The organism is Streptomyces sp. NPDC049040 (genome assembly GCF_043197715.1).
Taxonomy (GTDB): Bacteria; Actinomycetota; Actinomycetes; order Streptomycetales; family Streptomycetaceae; genus Actinacidiphila.
On the sequence record NZ_JBICTO010000003.1, the window covers coordinates 582,506 to 601,854 of the forward strand.

Here is a 19,349-nt window from a genome sequence, read left to right on the forward strand (position 1 = left end):
CCGCGGGGGTCACTCCCCCGCGGGCCGGCCGTCGGTCACTTCGTGCCGAGTTCGTAGAACCGGAACATCGTCGGGTCGAGCGCCTTGTCGGCGCCGGTCACACCGTCGCGGATGACGACGGTCTGCTTGCCCTGCCACAGCGGGATGATCGGGACGTCGTCCGCCACGATCTTCTGGATGTCGGCGAAGGCCTGGTTGCGCACCGTCGTGTCGTCCGTGCCCTGCTCCTTGCTCAGCAGGGTGAGGATCTGCGGGTTGACGTAACCGGTGCCCAGGAAGGGCTCCTTGGTCAGGAACGGGGCGACGTCGTTGTCGGGGTCGGGCAGGTCCGGGTACCAGCCGATCATGTACGAGGCGTACGTGTCGGACTTCTCGTCCTTCTGGTACTGCTGCCACTCGGTGGAGCTGAGGGTCACCTTGAACAGGCCGGTGGCCTCGAGCTGCCGCTTGATCGTGGTGGCCTCGTCGGCGGACGCGGCGCCGTAGTGGCTGGGCGTCCAGGCGTACGCGAGCTGCACCGGGGTGCTGATGCCGGCCGCGGTGAGCAGCGCCTTGGCCTTGGCGGTGTCGGGGGCGCCGTACTTGTCCTTGAAGGCCTCGGTGTGGCCCTCGATGCCGTTGCCGACCATCGAGTAGAGCGGCGCCACGGTGTCGTCGTAGGCCTCCTTGGCGATGCCGGCCCGGTCGATGACCTGGGCGACGGCCTGCCGCACGGCCTTCTGGTCGGACGGCTTCACCTTGGCGTCGAAGACCATGTAGCGCTTCTCGGTGCCGGTGCCCTCGAGCACCTGGACGCCGGAGGTCTTCTTCAGGTCAGCGGTGTCGGTGGGCGACAGGCTGCGGAAGGCGGCGGTCACCGTGCCGTCCTTGACGGCCTGCTTGAGCGCGGACGCCTCGGAGAAGTACTGCAGGACGACCTGGCTGTTGTTCAGCTTGTTCGTGCCCTTGTACTTCGAGTTCGCCTTCAGCGACGCCTGCTGCTTGGCGGTGTACTTGTCCAGCGTGTACGGGCCGGAGCCGACGATCTTCGAGCCGTCGAGGAGCTTGTCGGCCGGGAAGACCTTCTCGTCGACGATCGCGCCGGCGTCGGTGGCGAGCACCGAGGGGAAGGTCGAGTCGGGGTTCTTGAGGTGGAAGACGACCTTGTCGGCCCCGGTGACCGTGGTGCTGTCCAGGTTGGCCAGCAGGCTCGACGGGCCGTTCGGCGCCGCGATCTTGAGCATCCGGTCGAAGGTGAACTTCACCGACGCCGAGGTCAGCGCGTCACCGTTGGAGAAGACCAGGCCGGTCTGCAGGTCGCAGGAGTAGGTCTTGGGGTCGGTGAAGCTGCACGCCTTGGCGGCATCCGGAGCCGGCGTGGTGGCGCCGGTCGGGAAGTGCATCACCTTCTGGTAGACGCTGTCGATGATCTCCCAGGAGCCGTAGTCGTACGCTCCCGCGGGGTCCAGCGAGGACACCGAGTCGGTGGTCCCGACGATCACGGCACCGCCCTTGGCGCCGCCACCGTCGCTGCTGGTGCTGCCGGACGAATTATCCTTTTTGCCACCGCACGCGGAAACGCCGATGGCCAGGAAGGCCACGGCGGCTGCGGCGACGACACGCTTGTTTCGTGACATCCAGTGAATCCCCTTGCTCACATGCCGGTCGGTTGAGTCGGCATCGACCGTCGAGGACATTAGCGGGGCGGCCGCGGCTCACCGGGACACGGAGTGATTGAGGGGACATTACATACCGGTAACAGGACGTTCACCTCCGATATGCGGACGCGTGGGCTATCGATCCGCGCTACGTCAAAACGGACACTTCGCCCGGGTAAAGATGCCGTAAGTGAAATCTCATCCAGTCGGGGGACCCGGTGTCGATGGGGTGTCGTGTGACAATCATCACACTCCCCTGATTCCACTTCGTGAGATTTTATTCAGCGATCACACTCAGTGAAGATCCACATTCAGAGAGCGCTTGACCAGGGAGCGGAGAAAAGGGACATTCACCTGGTCGAGCGATGTGACGACGGTGCGCCCCCGGGCGGGCGGGATCGCCACGAGCGACGGCACGGCGACCACCTGGCAGCCGGCCGCCTCCGCGGACGCGACTCCGGTGAGGGTGTCCTCGACCACCACGCAGGCGGCCGGGTCGGCGCCGAGCCGGGCGGCGGCGGTCAGGTACGGATCCGGGTGCGGCTTGGTCCGCCCGATCTCGTCCCCCGCGAGGGTGAAGGCGAAGTTCTCGGCGCCCAGCGAGCGCAGCATCACATCGATCGTGCGCCGGTGCGAAGCCGACACCAAAGCGGTGGGCACCCCGTGCGCCCCCAGCTCGGTCAGCAGCCGCTTGGCCCCCGGCATCAGCGGGGCGCCGCCGCGGGCGATCAGCTCCTCGAACCGGGTGTCGATCGCCACCATCAGCTCCGCCAGGGTCACCGTGGTGCCGGTCACCTCCATCAGGTGGCCGACGCTGCGGGCCATCGGCCCGCCCACCACGACCGCCTTGTGCACCTCGTCCAGCACATGGCCGAGATCGGCGAACACGCCGGTCTCGGCCGCCCACCAGATGCCCTCGGTGTCCACCAGGGTGCCGTCCATGTCCAGCAGCACCGCCTGCAGGCCTTGGCCATGCGCCGGACGGGTGTCGACGACGGGGGTGCTGCTGGTCATGGGCTCACTCCTCGGCCGAGGGTCGGACCGGCGCCGGACCGGCGCCGACGCGCCCCCTCCCGGGGGGCACGAAGGCCGGTCGCCTCCTCCCGCGGACGGAAGGGCGACCGGCCTCTGCCGGACCGTCCAGTCTACGTGCCCCCGCACAGCCACGCCCGACGGGCACCCGACGGCCGGGTGACGGCCCGGTGACGCCCGGGCCCCGGTGGGGCGCAAGGCACCGCCGCCGGGCCGCCCAGGCGGCTCAGCGGGCGTTGAAGTACTTCGCCTCGGGGTGGTGGATGACGATCGCGTCGGTGGACTGCTCCGGGTGCAGCTGGAACTCCTCCGACAGCTCCACGCCGATCCGCTCGGGTTCGAGCAGCGCCGCGATCTTGGCCCGGTCCTCCAGGTCGGGGCAGGCACCGTAGCCGAGCGAGAAGCGGGCGCCGCGGTACTTCAGCGCGAACATGTCCTCGACGTCGCCCGGATCCTCGCCCGCGTAGCCCAGCTCGGCCCGCACCCTGGCGTGCCAGTACTCGGCCAGCGCCTCGGCCAGCTGCACCGACAGGCCGTGCAGCTCCAGGTAGTCCCGGTAGGAGTCGGTCGCGAACAGCTCGTTGGCCGCCTCGGAGACCCGGTTGCCGACCGTCACGACCTGGAAGGCGACCACGTCGGTCTCGCCGGACTCCTCCGGCCGGAAGAAGTCGGCCAGGCACAGCCGGCGGCCGCGGCGCTGGCGCGGGAAGGTGAAGCGGGTCCGCTCCGAGCCGTCGTCGCCGAGCACGATGAGGTCGTCGCCCTTGGACACGCACGGGAAGTACCCGTAGGTGACCGCGGCCTCCAGCAGGCCCTCGGACTGCATCCGGGTCAGCAGCCCGCGCAGCCGCGGGCGCCCCTCGGCCTCCACCAGCTCCTCGTACGTCGGACCGGTGGAGCGGGCCTGCTTGAGCCCCCACTGGCCCTTGAAGAGCGCGCCCTCGTCCAGCCAGGACGCGTAGTCGGCGAGCTGGATGCCCTTGACGACCCGGCTGCCCCAGAACGGCGGGGCGGGCACCGGGTTGTCGACGGCGACGTCGGAGCGGATCTGGCCGAGGTTGACCTCCTCCTCCGGCTCCGGCTGCTCGCGCTTGGCCACCCGCCGCTGCTTCAGCTCCGGCAGCACCGCGCCGGGCACGCCGCGCTTGACGCCGATCAGCGCGTCCATCAGCCGCAGGCCCTCGAACGCGTCGCGGGCGTAGCGGACCTCGCCCTCGTAGATCTCGTGCAGGTCCTGCTCGACGTAGGCGCGGGTCAGTGCGGCGCCGCCCAGGATGACGGGGAAGTCCGCCGACAGGCCGCGCTGGTTCAGCTCCTGCAGGTTCTCCTTCATGATCACCGTGGACTTCACCAGCAGCCCCGACATGCCGATCACATCGGCCCGGTGCTCCTGCGCGGCCTCCAGGATCGCCGACACCGGCTGCTTGATGCCGAGGTTGACGACGCTGTAGCCGTTGTTGGACAGGATGATGTCGACCAGGTTCTTGCCGATGTCGTGGACGTCGCCGCGGACGGTGGCCAGCACGATGGTGCCCTTGCCCTCGTCGTCCGACTTCTCCATGTGCGGCTCCAGGTACGCCACCGCGATCTTCATGACCTCGGCGGACTGGAGGACGAAGGGCAGCTGCATCTGCCCCGAGCCGAACAGCTCGCCGACCACCTTCATGCCGGCCAGCAGCGTGTCGTTGACGATCGCCAGGGCCGGGCGCTCGGTCAGCGCCTCGTCCAGGTCCGCCTCCAGGCCGTTCTTCTCGCCGTCGATGATCCGGCGCTGCAACCGCTCGTCCAGCGGCAGTGCGAGGAGCTCCTCGGCGCGGCCCGCCTTGAGCGACTTGTTGTCGACGCCCTCGAACAGCTCCATCAGGTGCTGAAGCGGGTCGTAGCCCTCGGCGCGCCGGTCGTAGACCAGGTCGAGGGCGGTCTTGACCTGCTCCTCCTCCAGCCGGGCGATCGGCAGGATCTTGCTCGCGTGCACGATCGCCGAGTCGAGGCCGGCCTTCACGCACTCGTCGAGGAAGACCGAGTTGAGGACGACGCGGGCGGCCGGGTTGAGGCCGAAGGAGATGTTGGACAGGCCGAGGGTGGTCTGCACCTCGGGGTGCCGGCGCTTGAGCTCGCGGATCGCCTCGATCGTGGCCACGCCGTCGCCGCGGGACTCCTCCTGGCCGGTGCAGATGGTGAAGGTCAGGCAGTCGATGAGGATGTCCGACTCGTGGATGCCCCAGTTCCCCGTGAGGTCGTCGATCAGCCGCTCGGCGATGGCGACCTTCTTCTCGACGGTACGGGCCTGGCCCTCCTCGTCGATGGTGAGCGCGATCAGCGCGGCGCCGTGCTCCTGGGCCAGCGCGGTCACCCGCGCGAACCGGGACTCGGGACCGTCGCCGTCCTCGTAGTTGACCGAGTTCAGCACCGCACGGCCACCGAGCTTCTCCAGGCCGGCCCGCAGCACGTCGACCTCGGTGGAGTCCAGCACGATCGGCAGCGTCGAGGCGGTCGCGAAGCGGCCGGCGATCTCGGCCATGTCGGCGACGCCGTCCCTGCCGACGTAGTCCACGCACAGGTCGAGCAGGTGGGCGCCCTCGCGGATCTGGTCGCGGGCCATCTCCACGCAGTCGTCCCAGCGGCCTTCCAGCATCGCGTCGCGGAACTTCTTCGACCCGTTGGCGTTGGTGCGCTCGCCGATCGCCAGGTACGAGGTGTCCTGCCGGAACGGGACGGTCTGGTAGAGCGAGGCGGCACCCGGCTCGGGGCGCGCGGTGCGCGGCCGCAGCTCCTGGCCGCCGACCCGCTCCACGACCTGCCGCAGGTGCTCGGGCGTGGTGCCGCAACAGCCGCCCACCAGGGACAGGCCGTATTCGCGGGCGAACATCTCGTGGGCGTCGGCCAGCTCGGCAGGCGAGAGCGGGTAGTGGGCGCCGTCCTTGGTGAGCACCGGCAGGCCCGCGTTGGGCATGCAGGACAGCGGGATACGGGAGTGCCGGGCGAGGTAGCGCAGGTGCTCGCTCATCTCGGACGGCCCCGTGGCGCAGTTGAGGCCGATCATGTCGATGCCGAGCGGTTCGAGCGCGGTGAGCGCGGCGCCGATCTCCGAGCCGAGCAGCATGGTGCCGGTGGTCTCCACGGTCACCGAGCAGATCAGCGGCAGGTTCACCCCGGCCGACGCCATGGCGCCACGGGCCGCGATCACCGCGGCCTTGGTCTGGAGCAGGTCCTGGGTGGTCTCCACCAGCAGTGCGTCGGCCCCGCCGGCGATCAGGCCCGCGGCGTTCGCCGCGTAGCCGTCGCGCAGTACGTCGTACGGGGCGTGGCCCAGCGTCGGCAGCTTGGTGCCGGGACCCATCGAGCCGAGCACCCAGCGGGGGCGGCCGTCGGCCGCGAAGCCGTCGGCGACCTCGCGGGCGATGCGGGCGCCCGCCTCCGACAGCTCGTGGATGCGTGTCGGGATGTCGTACTCGCCCAGCGCGGAGTGATTGGCGCCGAAGGTGTTGGTCTCGACGCTGTCCACGCCCGCCGCGAAGTAGGCCTCGTGGACCGAGCGCACGATGTCGGGGCGGGTGACGTTCAGGACCTCGTTGCAGCCTTCGAGCTGCTGGAAGTCGTCGAGGGTCGGTTCCTGTGCCTGGAGCATGGTGCCCATGGCGCCGTCGGCGACCACGATGCGGGTGGCGAGTGCCTGGCGCAGTGCGGCGGCGCGGGCGTTGCTCGCGGCGGCGGGTGCGGAGGACGAAGGGGACGGCAAGGCCATGGAACTGCTCCCTGGGATGCGACGGCTGTCGGCTATGCGCCGCCCGGCCCGTGAGGGACGGAACGCGCACCTCGCCAGAGTAGCCGCCAGGGGTGCCCGCCTCGAAGGCATTCCGAAGGGCGGACGGGTGGTGCCACACTCATCTCTGCGATGATGAAGGTCGACAATGCCGACCAACCGTCGTTTCGGACGATGTCCGCCGCTGTCCGTCGTTTCCGCCGTTTTCCCCGCCCTTGGAGTGCATGCGATGCCCGGTTCGATCCAGTCGCTGGAGCGGGCGGCCGCGGTGCTGCGTCTGCTGGCCGGGGGCGAGCGGCGGCTGGGCCTGTCCGACGTGGCGTCCTCCCTCGGCCTTGCCAAGGGCACCACGCACGGCATCCTGCGCACCCTCCAGCAGGAGGGCTTCGTGGAGCAGGAGCCGATCTCGGGCAAGTACCAGCTGGGCGCCGAGCTGCTGCGGCTCGGCAACAGCTACCTCGATGTGCACGAGCTGCGGGCCCGCGCCCTGGTGTGGACCGACGACCTGGCCAGGTCGAGCGGCGAGGCGGCGTACCTGGGCGTGCTGCACCAGCACGGGGTGCTCGTCGTGCACCACGTCTTCCGCCCTGACGACAGCCGGCAGGTGCTCGAGGTCGGCGCGATGCAGCCACTGCACAGCACCGCGCTGGGCAAGGTGCTCTCCGCCTTCGACCCGGTGGCGCACAACGAGGTCTCCGAGGGCGAGCTGGCGGCGCTGACCGCCCGTACGGTCACCGCCAAGGCCGAATTCGAGGCGTCGCTCGACCTGACCAGGTCCCGCGGCTGGGGCGTGGACCTCGAGGAGACCTGGGACGGCGTGGCCTCGGTGGCGGCGCCCGTCTACGACCGGCGGCGGATGCCGGTCGGCGCGGTGGGCGTCACCGGCGCGGTGGAACGGGTCTGCGACGAGGACGGCGTCCGGGCCCGGCTGGTGGCCGCGGTGCGCGACTGCGCCCGGGCGGTGTCCCGTGACCTGGGCGCCGGCCGCTTCTGACCCGGTCCCGCCGAGGTCTGCGTCACATCCCTCTTGACCTGCGTAACCCAAGGGGAGAAAACTCTCGTCCTGCGATCGACAATGTCGAACACCGGACGGATTGTGACAAGGGAGTCGCTGTGTCCAACGGCCATATCGTCATCGGCGAGCTATTCGGTACCGCCGTGCTCATCCTGCTCGGCGGCGGCGTCTGCGCCGCCGTGACACTCAAACGGTCCAAGGCCAGGGACGCCGGTTGGCTGGCGATCACCTTCGGCTGGGGATTCGGCGTTCTGGGCGGCGCCTACATAGCCAACGGCTACTCCGGCGGCCACCTCAACCCCGCGGTCACCCTGGGCATAGCGATCAAGACCGGTGAGTGGTCGAAGGTGCCCTACTACCTGCTGGGTCAGCTGATCGGCGCATTGGTCGGCGCTTTTCTTGTCTGGGTCGCCTACCTGGGCCAGTTCCAGGCCCATCTGACCGACCCGGAGGTCACCGCGGGCATGGAGGCCGACCCGGCGGGGCCGACCACCGGCAACCCCGCGCAGCCCGGCGGCCCGGTGCTCGGGGTCTTCGCGACCGGCCCGGAAATCCGCAATCCGCTGCAGAACCTGCTCACCGAGGCCATCGCCACCGCGGTCCTGGTGCTTTTCATCCTCACCCAGGGCATGACCGACGGTCTGGCGGAGAATGGAATGGGCATCCTGCTCACCGCGTTGATCGTGGTCGGGCTCGGTCTCTCGCTCGGAGGACCCACCGGCTACGCGATCAACCCGTTCCGGGACCTCGGCCCGCGGATCGTGCACAGCCTGCTGCCGCTGCCGAACAAGGGCGGCTCCGACTGGGGCTACGCATGGATCCCGGTGGTCGGCCCGCTGGCGGGCGCAGCCATCGCGGGCGGACTGTACCGGCTCGCGTTCACATAGAGCCGTACGGGACCACTGTCGTCACCCGGACCACCGAGCGCAGACCCGACGAGGAGCACACCATGAACGACACGCCCACCAGCAGCCACGGCACAGGACCGTTCATCGCCGCGATCGACCAGGGCACCACATCGAGCCGCTGCATCATCTTCGACCGCGACGGCCGGATCGTCGCCGTCGACCAGAAGGAGCACGAGCAGATCTTCCCCAAGCCCGGCTGGGTCGAGCACGACGCGGCCGAGATCTGGACGAACGTCCAGGAGGTGGTCGGCGCCGCCATCGCCAAGGCCGCCCAGGACATCGCCGGCTTCACCCCCGCCGACGTCAAGGCGATCGGCATCACCAACCAGCGCGAGACCACCATGCTGTGGGACAAGAACACCGGGCAGCCGGTCTACAACGCGCTGGTCTGGCAGGACACCCGCACCGAGGCGCTGTGCCGGGAGCTCGGCCGCAACGTCGGCCAGGACCGCTTCCGGCGGCAGACCGGGCTGCCGCTCGCCTCGTACTTCGCAGGCCCGAAGGTCCGCTGGCTGCTCGACAACGTCGACGGGCTGCGGGAGCGGGCCGAGCGCGGCGAGATCCTCTTCGGCACCATGGACTCCTGGGTGATCTGGAACCTCACCGGCGGGGTCGACGGCGGCAAGCACGTCACCGACGTCACCAACGCCTCCCGCACCCTGCTGATGGACCTCAAGACCCTCCAGTGGGACGCCAAGATCTGCGAGTCGATCGGCGTCCCGATGGCCGTGCTGCCGGAGATCAAATCGTCCTCCGAGATCTACGGGACCACCGACGTCGGCGGCCTCGACGCGGTCCCGGTGGCCTCGGCGCTCGGCGACCAGCAGGCCGCGCTGTTCGGCCAGACCTGCTTCGCGGTGGGCGAGGCGAAGTCCACCTACGGCACCGGCACGTTCATGCTGATGAACACCGGTGAGACCCCGGTGAACTCCTACGCGGGCCTGATCACCACCGTGGGCTACCGGATCGGCGACGCCAAGCCGGTCTACGCCCTCGAAGGCTCCATCGCGGTGACCGGCGCGCTGGTGCAGTGGATGCGCGACCAGATGGGCCTGATCAGCACCGCGCCCGAGATCGAAACGCTGGCGTCCTCGGTGGAGGACAACGGCGGCGCCTACTTCGTACCGGCCTTCTCCGGCCTGTACGCCCCCCACTGGCGCTCCGACGCGCGCGGGGTGATCGCCGGCCTGACCCGCTACGTCACCAAGGCGCACATCGCCCGTGCCGTACTGGAGGCGACCGCCTGGCAGACCAGGGAGATCGCCGACGCGATGTTCAAGGACTCCAGCACCGAGGTCACCACCCTCAAGGTCGACGGCGGCATGACCTCGAACAACCTGCTCATGCAGACGCTGTCCGACTTCCTGGACGTGCCGGTGGTGCGCCCGATGGTCGCCGAGACCACCGCGCTGGGCGCGGCCTACGCGGCCGGCCTCGCGGTCGGCTTCTGGCCGGACACCGACGCGCTGCGGGCGAACTGGAAGCGCGCCGCCGAGTGGACCCCGCACATGGACCCGGCGGAGCGCGACAGGGAATACAAGCAGTGGCTCAAGGCCGTCCAGGCGACCATGGGCTGGCTCGACGAGGAGGACTGAGACAAAAATGACCATCTCGCAGAGCGTCCCCGCACCCGGGACGCGTCCGACTGCCGGCGCGAACCCCGGCAGGGAGGAGGCCCGTGACCTCCTCGGCCGTGGCACGTACGACCTGCTGGTGATCGGCGGCGGCATCCTGGGCATCACCACCGCCTGGCACGCCGCGCAGTCGGGTCTGCGGGTGGCGATGGTGGACGCCGGCGACTTCGCCGGCGCCACCTCCTCGGCGTCCTCCAAGCTGCTGCACGGCGGCCTTCGCTACCTCCAGACCGGCGCCGTGCGGCTGGTCGCGGAGAACCACCTGGAGCGGCGCGCGGTGTCCAGGGACGTCGCGCCGCACCTGGCCAACCCGCTGACCTTCTACCTGCCGGTCTACAAGGGCGGCCCGCACGGGGCGGCCAAGCTGGGCGCGGGCGTCTTCGCGTACTCGGCGCTGTCCGCCTTCAGGGACGGCGTCGGGCACGTCATAAGCCCGGCCAGGGCCGCGCGCGACGTGCCCGAGCTGCGCACCGACGACCTGCGCGCGGTCGCGGTCTACGAGGACGGGCAGATGAACGACGCCCGGATGGCCCTGATGACGGTCAGGGCCGCGGTGGACGCCGGCGCCACCGTGCTCAACCACGCCGAGGTCACCGGGCTGCGCTTCACCCGCGGCCGGGTCACCGGGGCCGACCTGCTGGACCGGGTCGACGGCACCGCCTTCGGGGTGGACGCCCGGCTGGTGCTCAACGCCACCGGGCCGTGGGTGGACCGGCTGCGGCGGATGGAGGACGCGGGGTCCGACCCGTCGATCCGGCTGTCCAAGGGCGCCCACCTGGTGCTGCGGCGCACCGCCCCCTGGCGGGCCGCGCTGGCCACCCCGATCGACAAGTACCGCATCACCTTCGCACTGCCGTGGGAGGACATGCTGCTGCTGGGCACCACCGACGAGGTCTACGAGGGCGACCCCGCCGATGTGCGGGTCACCGAGGCGGACACCGCCCAGATCCTGGACGAGGCCGCCCTCTCGGTCCGCGACCAGCAGCTGTCCCGCGACCTGGTCACCTACTCCTTCGCCGGGCTGCGGGTGCTGCCCGGCGGACCGGGCGACACCGCGAAGGCGAAGCGGGAGACCGTGGTCACCGAGGGCCGCGGCGGGATGCTGTCGGTCGCGGGCGGGAAGTGGACGACCTTCCGGCACATCGGCCGCACGGTGATGGACAAGCTCGCCGCGCTGCCCGGCCGGCCGCTGGCCGACGACATGGAGCCGATGTCGGCGCTGCCGCGCCGGGCACCGCTGCCCGGTTTCGCCAGCCAGGACGCGGTCGCCCACCGGCTCCAGGCCGACGGCGGCATCCCGGGGCCGCGGATGTCCCCCGACACGGCGAGGCACCTGGCAGGCCACTACGGCTCGCTGGCCTTCGACATCGCCAGGCTGGCCGCCCACGACCCGGCGCTGGCCCGCCGCATCCACCCGGACGCGCCGGAGATCTGGGCCCAGGTCGTCTACGCCAGGGACCACGAGTGGGCGGTGAGCGCGGACGACGTGCTGCGGCGGCGTACGACGCTGACCATCCGGGGCCTGGACACCCCGGAGATCCGTGCCGAGGTCGAACGGCTGCTGGCCGCGGGCGGCTGAGCGGGCCGGTGGCCCTGCCGGCTGACGGCCCGGCGGCCGGCGGCTCACCGCTGGCGTCCGGCGCCGGCGGCCGGCCCAGGGCAGAAACTGCGGGTCCGTGCCGTCAGCCCGTGCCGGTCAGCCGGTCGAGTTCGGCGAACAGTTCGGCAGGCCGCGGGCCGCCGGTCGCGGCCAGCAGGGTCAGCCAGCGGTCGCGGCCGTCCCGCCACAGCGCGGCGGGGGTCGCCTCGGCGACGGCCGCGACCGTACGGGCGGGCAGTTCGGCCTCCGCGGCACGGGAGGGGGTCAGCCAGTGGGCGGTGCTGTGCTCGGCGAGCCTGGCCATCCACAGCAGGTGGCGGGCGGCGTGCCCGAGCGCGTCCTGGGCGCGCAGCAGCTCGCCGCGGGCGGTCACGTGCAGGGCGAGCACCAGCCAGTTGGCGAACCGGCCGCACAGGTCGGCGATCTCCCCAGGGGTGCCGGGCACCGCCGCCTCCTCCGGCAGCGCGGCGAGCACCGGGGTGAGCAGCCCGTCCCTGTCGACCACCACCATCGCGTCGACTGCCGCGCCCCTTGCGGGCCACTCCCCCACAGAGGCGATGTCCGCGGTGGTGGCGAGGTGGAACTCGCCGCGCACCGGTCCGGGGAAGAACGCGACGTGGGTGCCGAACTCGTTGCGCACCACCAGGTTCACCGGGGCGACCAGGGCGCACCAGGCCGCCGGGTCGAGCGCGGCGCGGGCGGCGGGGTCGAAGAACAGCCAGAACTCGACGTCGCTGTGCTCGTCGCCCCGCCCGGCCGCGAACGAGCCGTACATCAGGGCCGCGCGGACACCCTGGTCCGCGCGGCAGAGCTCCCGGACCCGGGAGATGAGGTCACTCTGGATCATCCGGCCCAGTATGGGTCGCGCCCGGACAGCGCCACAGCGGTTTCCACGTCGCCCGCGCCCGCGGGGATCTCCACCGGCTCGCCGAAGCCCTTGTACTGGCGGTACATCCCGGCGTATTCGCCCACCGCCGCCAGCAGCCGCTTCGCGGTCTCGTCGGCGATCCGGTAGTCCTGTCCCGTGGCCTTGGCGAGGTCCCAGCCGTGCAGGCACAGTTCGAGGAAGAGCATGGTGGCCATGCCCTCGGCGGGCATCGAGTCGATCTCGCCCTCCCAGACGGCGGGGTCCGCCCACGCGGCCACCGAGCGGTCCAGTTGCTCGGCGTACTCCCGCGCCCACCGCGGGTCCGCGGTGAAGTCGCGGGTGGCGAGGTCGTCGGGGTGCGGCTCGCGCCTGGCCCGCAGCTCCATGCCGATACCGGTGTAGGCGACCAGGTGGTTGGCCAGGGCGCGGGTGTCGAACCCGGGGCAGGGGGTGGGCGCGGTGAGCCGGTCGCGGTCGACTCCGGCGGTGATACGGGCCGCCTCCCGCGCGCTGTCGGCGATCTGTGCGTGGAAGTCCATGCCCGCGACGCTACGCGGCGGCCGCAGGCCGGGTCTTGAACAAACGCGACGCGGCGCAGCGCATAGGCTGCGGCCATGAGCAGGCACGGCTTGGGCCGCGGAGTGCTGCGGCCGGACGCCGCGGCCGGCTTCCTGGAGGTGCGGCGGCATCCGCCGGCGCCGGAGCTGGCCGCGCTGGTGGACTTCTACTGGAATCCCCGCTGGGACCTGCGCGGCCGCGACCCGTACGAGCAGAAGGTGCTCACGCACCCGAACGTGCACCTGGTCTTCGAGCCGCAGGGGCCGCTGGTCCACGGGGTCTCGCGGGAGGTCTTCGTACGCCGGCTGGCGGGGGCCGGACAGGTCTTCGGGGTGAAGTTCAGGCCGGGCGCCTTCCGGCCTTTCATGTCCGGCCCGGTGGCCGGGCTCACCGACCGCGCGGTGCCCGCGGCGGGGATCCTCGGGCCGGGGGCCGAGCCGGTGGGCCGGCAGATCCTGGCCCTCGACGACCTGGCGCAGATGGCCGCGCTGGCCGACCGCTTCCTGCTCGGCCTGCTGCCCGCCCTGCCGCGCGATCCGCAGGTCGCCGAGGTCGCCGCGCTGGTCGAGGCGATCACCGCCCGCCCGCAGCTCTTCCGGGTGGACGAGCTGGCCCGCGAGCTGGGCATCCCGGTACGCCGGCTGCAGCGGCTCTTCGCCGAGTACGTCGGCGCCTCGCCGAAGTGGGTGCTGCGCCGCGCCCGGCTGCACGAGGCCGCCGCACGGGCCGACGCGGGGACCGGCATCGACTGGGCCGCGCTCGCCGCGGACCTCGGCTACGCCGACCAGGCACACCTCACCCGGGACTTCACCGCCGCTGTGGGCGCGCCGCCCGGCAGGTACGCCGCCCGCTGAATTCCGGTTTCGTTAGGTGATCGGGCCTCCCGGGCACATAATGAGGGGATACATCGGAGGTCTGGCGGCGCTGCGGGACCTATCAAGGGGAGGGCGCAGATGGCGGTCACCGACGAGGCGATCGAGAAGATCAAGGCGATGATCGTCTCCGGGGCGCTCAGGCCCGGCGACCGGCTCCCCAAGGAGAGCGAGCTGGCGGCCGAGCTGGGCCTTTCGCGCAACTCGCTGCGCGAGGCGGTGCGGGCGCTCTCGCTGATCCGGATCCTCGACGTCCGCCAGGGCGACGGCACGTACGTCACCAGCCTCGACCCGCAACTGCTGCTCGAAGCGCTGAGTTTCGTGGTGGACTTCCACCGGGACGACACGGTGCTGGAATTCCTCGCGGTGCGGCGCATCCTGGAGCCGGCCGCGACCGCGATGGCCGCGACCCGCATCCCCGCCGAGGAGCTGGACGTCCTGGAGGGCAAGCTCAACGCGCTGGGACCCGAGCCTTCTGTGGAGGAGCTGGTCGCCTCCGACCTGGAATTCCACCGCGGGATCGTGCAGGGCTCGGGGAACTCGGTGCTGTGCTCCCTGCTGGACGGCCTGTCGGGGCCGACGACCCGGGCGCGGGTGTGGCGCGGCCTCACCCAGGAGGACGCGGTGTCGCGGACGCTGCACGAGCACCGGGCGATCCTGAGCGCGCTCAGGGACCGCGACGCCGAGGCGGCGCGCTCGTGGGCCACGGTCCATGTCGCCAGCGTCGAGCAGTGGCTCCGCTCGACCCTTTGACCCCTCCCCGGCCGCGGCGGGCCGCCCTCCGCGGCCCGCAGGGCGGGTGGCCGGGCACGCGGTTCCTCGCGCCCATGGAGAACGCTCGCCCTCCGTGCGGGGAGCGAGCGTTCAGGGGCGCACACCACCACCCCGGGCGCCGGCCGCGCGGCCGGCGCCCGGCGGGTGGTCAGCCGAGGTCGTAGACCCTCGCGGCGTTGCCGCCGAAGACGGCGGCCGACTCGGCCGCCGACAGGCCGGCGACGGCCTCCTCGGCGAGCGCCAGCACGGAGCCGTACGTGGCGGCCAGCGTGCAGACCGGCCAGTCGGAGCCGAAGAGGACCCGGGACGGCCCGAAGGCCTCCAGCAGGTGTCCGGCGTAGGGCAGCACCCCGGCCGGCTTCCAGCCGGCCCAGTCCGCTTCGGTGACGAGCCCGGACAGCTTGCAGGTGACGTTCGGCAGCGCCGCCAGCTGCGCCAGCTGCCCGGCCCACGGCTCCCAGCCGCCCGACGCGATCGGCGGCTTGGCGCCGTGGTCGACGACGATGCGCAGATCCGGCAGCGCCGCCGCCGTCTCCAGGGCCGCGGGCAGCTCGCGCGGGGTGATCAGCATGTCGTAGGCGAGGCCGGCCGCGGCCACCGTGGCCAGGCCGCGGCGGACGCCGGCGCGGGCCAGCCACCACGGGTCGGACTCGTCCTGCACCTGGTGCCTGATGCCGACCAGCGGGCCGGTCAGCGAGGACAGGACGTCCGCGAGCGCGGGGTCGGTGAGGTCGGTCCAGCCGACGACGCCGGCGATCCGGCCGCCGGACGCGGCGGCGATGGCGAGCAGCTCGCGGGTCTCCTCCAGCGAGGAGCTGGACTGCACCGCGACGGTGGCGTCGATGCCGTGCGCGGCGAGCAGCGGCTCCAGCTCGGCGAGCTCGAAGGTGCGGGCGATGGGGTCGAGTTCCGGCCCGGTCAGCCAGGGCTGCGGGCGCCGGGCGAGGTCCCACAGGTGGTGGTGCGCGTCGATCCGCATCGGCTACTCCCCCGCCGCGAGGTTCGCCGCGAGCGGCAGCGGTACGTCCTCGTCGAGCAGTCCGCGCTCGACCAGGGCGTGCCACATCGGGTCCGGGATGTCGTGCCCGAACATCGCGGTGTTGTCGCGCACCTCGTCGGGTCCCGCCGCGCCGACGACGGCGGAGACCACGCTGGGGTGGGCGAAGGGGTAGCGCAGTGCTGCGGCCCGCAGCGGAACGCCGAACTCGCCGCACACCGCGGCGATGGCGAGCGCCCGGTCCAGCATCTCCTGTGGCGCCGCGGTGTAGTTGTAGTGCGCTCCGGGCCTGGGGTCGGCCAGCAGGCCCGAGTTGTAGACGCCGCCGACGACGACCTTCGTGCCACGGCGCTCGCACACCGGCAGCAGGTCGTCGTAGGCGGTGCGTTCCAGCAGCGTCCAGCGGCCCGCGCACAGCACCACGTCGACGTCGAGGTCGGCGACCAGCCGGGCCAGGACGTCGCTGTGGTTCATGCCGAAGCCGATGGCCTTGACCATCCCCTGGTCGCGCAGTTCGGCGAGCGCGGGGAAGCCGGTGGCGTAGACGTCGTGCAGGTGGTCCTCGACGTCGTGCAGGTAGACGATGTCGACGGCGTCCACGCCGAGGCGCTCCAGGGAGCCCTCGAGCGTGGCCCGTATGCCGTCGGCGGAGAAGTCCCAGACCCTGGCCCTGGCCGGGAGGTCGGTGAAGCCCTGGCCGTCGGGGAGTTCACCGGGTTCGAGGTCGCGCAGCCGGCGCCCGACCTTGGTGGACAGCACGTAGGAGTCGCGGTCCCGGCCGGCCAGCGCCCGGCCGAGCCGCTCCTCGGAGCGGCCCAGGCCGTAGTGCGGGGCGGTGTCCAGGTACGTGACGGGCCGCCCCGCGTCGAAGGCGGCCGCCACGGTGGCCTCCGCCTCCTCGTCGGTGATGGCGCGGTAGAGGTTGGCCAGCGGCGCGCAGCCGAGGCCGAGCCGGGGCAGTTCCGGTACGGGCATACGGGATTCTTTCTGCTGGGCTGGGCCGGCTGCGCTGCGGTCGGACCGGGTCGGTTGCGGGTCGGGGTCGGGTCAGTCCTGCTTCTCGCCACTCGCGAAGCGGGAGATGATCAGGGCGACGATGATGATGGCACCGTAGAGGAACTTGTCCCACAGCGGAGGGACACCGCCGAGGGTCGTGACGTTCACGACCAGCTGAAGGCTCACCACACCGGTGAGGGCGCCGAAGAGGGTGCCGCGGCCGCCGTTGAGGCTGACACCGCCGATGACGGTGGCGGCGAAGACCTGGAAGATCCAGCCGTCGCCCTGGGTGGCGGAGATCGCGCCGTAGTGGCCGGCGTAGAGCACGCCGGCGAAGGCGGCGACCAGGCCGCCGAGCGCCAGCACGATCCAGGTGATCCGGTCCACCCGGATACCGGCCGCCCTGGCCGCCTCGGTGTTGCCGCCGATCGCGTACAGCGCCCGCCCGTGCCTCAGGTAGCCCAGTGCCAGGCCGCCGATGACGAACAGGAGCAGGCAGATCCACACTGCGGCGGGCGCGCCCATCCACTCGGTCTTGCCCAGGTAGGAGAAGGACGCCGGGACCGCGACGATGGACTTGCCCTGCGCGACGCCGTCCTGGAGGCCGCGCAGCATGGTGAGCATGCCCAGGGTCGCGATGAAGCCGTTGACCCGCAGCTTGAGGATCAGGAAGCCGTTGACGGCGCCGATGACCAGGCCGACGGCCAGGCAGACGGGGATCGAGGACCAGGTCGGGAAGAGCCCGATGCCGTGGAAGGTCGCCGGGCCGCTGCTGGGCAGCACCAGCCACATCGCGATGACCGGCGCGACACCGATGGTGGACTCCAGCGAGAGGTCCATCCGGCCGCATATGAGGATCATCGCCTCGGCCAGCACCAGCAGGCTCAGCTCACTGCTCTGCTGGAGCACGCCGATCAGGTTGTCCGACGTCAGGAACACCGGCGACACGATGAAGCCGATGACGCCCAGCACGAAGATCACCGGGATCAGCGACAGGTCGCGGTAGCGGGCGAGCTGGAAGCGCGACGCCGCCGTGCGCGGTTTGTCGGGTACGGCCAGGTCGGCGCTCAACTGGGTGGTCTCACTCATTCCTCGGCTCCCTTGTCGCCGCCCGCTCCCGCGGGCAGCCCTTCCATCGCCGAGACCAGGTCCCGGTCGGTCCATCCGCTGCCGAACTCGGCGATCACCCGTCCGTGGAAGAGCGCGATCACCCGGTCGCAGACCCGCAGGTCGTCGAGTTCGTCGGAGACGATGACGGCCGCGTCACCGCGGTCGGCGACCCCTCGGACCACGCCGAGCAGCGCGTCCTTGGACTTCACGTCGACACCCGCGGTCGGCCTGATGGCCACCAGCACCCGCGGGTCGCGGGCCAGCGCCCGCGCGATGACGACCTTCTGCTGGTTGCCGCCCGACAGGTCCGAGACCGGCTGGGCGGGTCCTGAGGTCTTGATGTCCAGCGAGTCGATCATTCGCTGGGCGAAGGTGCGGGTCCGCGACGGCAGCACGGTGCCGTAGGGCCCGAGCTGGTCGGTCACGGTGAGCGTGGCGTTCTCCGCCACGCTGCGGCCCAGCACCAGGCCCTGCCGGTGCCGGTCCTCGGGGACGTAGCCGATGCCCGCGTTCAGGGCGTGCGGCACGCTCCCGGGGCGTACGCCCTTGCCGTCGACCGACGCCCTGCCCCCGGTGGCCTTGCGCAGGCCGACCAGGGTCTCGCCGAGCGCGGTGTTGCCGCTGGCGGTGGCGCCCGCCAGGCCGAGCACCTCGCCGGCGCGTACCGCGAAGTCGATCGGCTGGAAGGCGCCGTCCAGGGCCAGCGCCTCGGCCCGCAGTACGGCGTCGTCCGACGGCCCGGCGGGAGCGTGCTCCGTGGACGCCTGGTCCGCCGCGCCCTGCCCGGCGGGCTTGCGCCCCGCGGTGCCGGACTTCGCGTGCCAGGTCGTCGCGGCCTGCGCCGCCTCGCCCGTCATGGCCGCCACGAGCTCCGCCTTGCCCAGGTCCGCGACGGGCGCGGTGAGGATGTGGCGGGCGTCGCGGTAGACCGTGACGGTGGTGCAGAGGTCGTAGACCTCCTGGAGGTGGTGCGAGATGAACAGGAACGCGACTCCCTGCTGCTGGAGTTCGCGGAGCTTGGTGAACAGCCGCTCGATGCCGCCCGCGTCGAGCTGCGCGGTGGGCTCGTCCAGGATGATGAACCGGGCGCCGAAGGAGAGCGCCCTGGCGATCTCCACGAACTGGCCCTGCTCCACGGTGAGGTCGGCGGCCCGGGTGGCGGGATCGACGTCGACGCCGTATTCGGCGAGCAGGTCGCGGGCATCGGCCCGCAGTTTGGACCAGCGGATCCGGCCGCGCTCGAACCTGTTGAGGAACAGGTTCTCCGCGACCGTCAGCTCCGGTACGACCATGGACTTCTGGTAGACGCAGGCGACCCTGGCCTGCCAGGCGGCGGTGTCACCCGGAGCGGGCGCGGGTTCGCCGAGGAAGGCGACCCGGCCCGCGTCGGGTGCGTGCAGCCCGGTCAGCACCGACACCAGGGTGGACTTGCCCGCACCGTTGCGGCCGACCAGCGCGTGCGAGTCGCCGACCGCCACGGTGATGCCCACCTGGTCCAGCGCGACGGTGGGACCGAAGCGCTTGACGACGCCCTCGGCGTGAACCGCGGGAGGAGGGGTTGAGGCCTGACCGTTGCTCATGTGCG

The 19,349-nt window shown here is 71.6% G+C and carries 15 protein-coding genes; 6 read left to right on the forward strand and 9 right to left on the reverse strand.

Annotated features, from left to right (window positions below):
- Positions 1–35: 35 nt before the first annotated feature.
- The 3 genes from ACGFMP_RS11775 to metH form a co-directional block, all read right to left on the reverse strand.
- On the reverse strand, positions 36–1,616 hold the full coding sequence (locus tag ACGFMP_RS11775) for an ABC transporter substrate-binding protein (RefSeq protein WP_393671935.1): 1,581 nt from the start codon (positions 1,614–1,616) through the stop codon (positions 36–38).
- A 315-nt stretch (positions 1,617–1,931) separates the two neighbouring features.
- Positions 1,932–2,651 (reverse strand): HAD family hydrolase, encoded by a 720-nt coding sequence (locus tag ACGFMP_RS11780; protein WP_393671937.1) that lies wholly within the window; start codon positions 2,649–2,651, stop codon positions 1,932–1,934.
- 244 nt (positions 2,652–2,895) lie between these two features.
- Positions 2,896–6,414: a methionine synthase gene (gene metH, locus ACGFMP_RS11785; protein WP_393671939.1), complete on the reverse strand. Its 3,519-nt coding sequence runs from the start codon at positions 6,412–6,414 to the stop codon at positions 2,896–2,898.
- Positions 6,415–6,661: 247 nt separating this feature from the next.
- Between metH and ACGFMP_RS11790 the strand changes: the two genes are divergently transcribed.
- The 4 genes from ACGFMP_RS11790 to ACGFMP_RS11805 all read left to right on the forward strand — a co-directional run bounded on the left by ACGFMP_RS11790 (position 6,662) and on the right by ACGFMP_RS11805 (position 11,568).
- Positions 6,662–7,426 carry an IclR family transcriptional regulator gene (locus tag ACGFMP_RS11790; protein ID WP_393671940.1) on the forward strand — a complete coding sequence of 255 codons (765 nt, stop codon included), beginning with the start codon at positions 6,662–6,664 and terminating at the stop codon, positions 7,424–7,426.
- 119 nt (positions 7,427–7,545) lie between these two features.
- A complete protein-coding gene (locus tag ACGFMP_RS11795) occupies positions 7,546–8,334 on the forward strand; it encodes an MIP/aquaporin family protein (RefSeq protein ID WP_393671941.1) in 789 nt (262 codons plus the stop codon).
- Positions 8,335–8,396: 62 nt separating this feature from the next.
- Positions 8,397–9,950 (forward strand): glycerol kinase GlpK, encoded by a 1,554-nt coding sequence (gene glpK, locus ACGFMP_RS11800; protein WP_393671942.1) that lies wholly within the window; start codon positions 8,397–8,399, stop codon positions 9,948–9,950.
- 7 nt (positions 9,951–9,957) lie between these two features.
- A complete protein-coding gene (locus ACGFMP_RS11805; protein WP_393671943.1) occupies positions 9,958–11,568 on the forward strand; it encodes an FAD-dependent oxidoreductase in 1,611 nt (536 codons plus the stop codon).
- Positions 11,569–11,671: 103 nt separating this feature from the next.
- On the opposite strand, the gene ACGFMP_RS11810 is transcribed toward ACGFMP_RS11805, so the two are convergent.
- Together ACGFMP_RS11810 and ACGFMP_RS11815 are read right to left on the reverse strand one after the other, a co-directional pair.
- Positions 11,672–12,436, reverse strand: coding sequence for a hypothetical protein (locus ACGFMP_RS11810; protein WP_393671944.1), 765 nt, complete (start codon positions 12,434–12,436; stop codon positions 11,672–11,674).
- Complete coding sequence (locus ACGFMP_RS11815; protein WP_393671945.1) at positions 12,433–12,996, reverse strand: TIGR03086 family metal-binding protein; 564 nt, start codon at positions 12,994–12,996, stop codon at positions 12,433–12,435. The genes ACGFMP_RS11810 and ACGFMP_RS11815 overlap by 4 nt, the downstream gene beginning before the upstream one ends.
- Before the next feature lie 75 nt (positions 12,997–13,071).
- Between ACGFMP_RS11815 and ACGFMP_RS11820 the strand changes: the two genes are divergently transcribed.
- Together ACGFMP_RS11820 and ACGFMP_RS11825 are read left to right on the forward strand one after the other, a co-directional pair.
- Positions 13,072–13,869 carry a DUF6597 domain-containing transcriptional factor gene (locus ACGFMP_RS11820; protein ID WP_393671946.1) on the forward strand — a complete coding sequence of 266 codons (798 nt, stop codon included), beginning with the start codon at positions 13,072–13,074 and terminating at the stop codon, positions 13,867–13,869.
- A gap of 99 nt (positions 13,870–13,968) precedes the next feature.
- Positions 13,969–14,640 carry a FadR/GntR family transcriptional regulator gene (locus ACGFMP_RS11825; RefSeq protein ID WP_393671947.1) on the forward strand — a complete coding sequence of 224 codons (672 nt, stop codon included), beginning with the start codon at positions 13,969–13,971 and terminating at the stop codon, positions 14,638–14,640.
- 169 nt (positions 14,641–14,809) lie between these two features.
- On the opposite strand, the gene ACGFMP_RS11830 is transcribed toward ACGFMP_RS11825, so the two are convergent.
- The 4 genes from ACGFMP_RS11830 to ACGFMP_RS11845 form a co-directional block, all read right to left on the reverse strand.
- Complete coding sequence (locus ACGFMP_RS11830; RefSeq protein ID WP_393671948.1) at positions 14,810–15,640, reverse strand: amidohydrolase family protein; 831 nt, start codon at positions 15,638–15,640, stop codon at positions 14,810–14,812.
- Between the two features lie 3 nt (positions 15,641–15,643).
- A complete protein-coding gene (locus tag ACGFMP_RS11835) occupies positions 15,644–16,633 on the reverse strand; it encodes an aldo/keto reductase (RefSeq protein WP_393671949.1) in 990 nt (329 codons plus the stop codon).
- Positions 16,634–16,705: 72 nt separating this feature from the next.
- Positions 16,706–17,743, reverse strand: coding sequence for an ABC transporter permease (locus ACGFMP_RS11840; RefSeq protein ID WP_393671950.1), 1,038 nt, complete (start codon positions 17,741–17,743; stop codon positions 16,706–16,708).
- Entirely contained in the window at positions 17,740–19,344 is a 1,605-nt protein-coding gene (locus ACGFMP_RS11845) for a sugar ABC transporter ATP-binding protein (RefSeq protein ID WP_393671951.1), read from the reverse strand. Before ACGFMP_RS11845 ends, ACGFMP_RS11840 begins: the two co-directional genes overlap by 4 nt.
- Positions 19,345–19,349 lie beyond the last annotated feature (5 nt).

Bases quoted from the DNA above. Each gene is read 5' to 3' on its own strand.
- ACGFMP_RS11835 (WP_393671949.1), bottom strand. From the start codon at position 16,633: ATGCCCGTACCGGAACTGCCCCGGCTCGGCCTCGGCTGCGCGCCGCTG.
- ACGFMP_RS11810 (WP_393671944.1), bottom strand. From the start codon at position 12,436: ATGATCCAGAGTGACCTCATCTCCCGGGTCCGGGAGCTCTGCCGCGCG.
- ACGFMP_RS11840 (WP_393671950.1), bottom strand. From the start codon at position 17,743: ATGAGTGAGACCACCCAGTTGAGCGCCGACCTGGCCGTACCCGACAAA.
- ACGFMP_RS11775 (WP_393671935.1), bottom strand. From the start codon at position 1,616: ATGTCACGAAACAAGCGTGTCGTCGCCGCAGCCGCCGTGGCCTTCCTG.
- ACGFMP_RS11820 (WP_393671946.1), top strand. From the start codon at position 13,072: ATGAGCAGGCACGGCTTGGGCCGCGGAGTGCTGCGGCCGGACGCCGCG.
- glpK (WP_393671942.1), top strand. From the start codon at position 8,397: ATGAACGACACGCCCACCAGCAGCCACGGCACAGGACCGTTCATCGCC.
- ACGFMP_RS11790 (WP_393671940.1), top strand. From the start codon at position 6,662: ATGCCCGGTTCGATCCAGTCGCTGGAGCGGGCGGCCGCGGTGCTGCGT.
- ACGFMP_RS11815 (WP_393671945.1), bottom strand. From the start codon at position 12,996: ATGGACTTCCACGCACAGATCGCCGACAGCGCGCGGGAGGCGGCCCGT.
- ACGFMP_RS11780 (WP_393671937.1), bottom strand. From the start codon at position 2,651: ATGACCAGCAGCACCCCCGTCGTCGACACCCGTCCGGCGCATGGCCAA.
- ACGFMP_RS11845 (WP_393671951.1), bottom strand. From the start codon at position 19,344: ATGAGCAACGGTCAGGCCTCAACCCCTCCTCCCGCGGTTCACGCCGAG.
- metH (WP_393671939.1), bottom strand. From the start codon at position 6,414: ATGGCCTTGCCGTCCCCTTCGTCCTCCGCACCCGCCGCCGCGAGCAAC.
- ACGFMP_RS11830 (WP_393671948.1), bottom strand. From the start codon at position 15,640: ATGCGGATCGACGCGCACCACCACCTGTGGGACCTCGCCCGGCGCCCG.
- ACGFMP_RS11805 (WP_393671943.1), top strand. From the start codon at position 9,958: ATGACCATCTCGCAGAGCGTCCCCGCACCCGGGACGCGTCCGACTGCC.
- ACGFMP_RS11825 (WP_393671947.1), top strand. From the start codon at position 13,969: ATGGCGGTCACCGACGAGGCGATCGAGAAGATCAAGGCGATGATCGTC.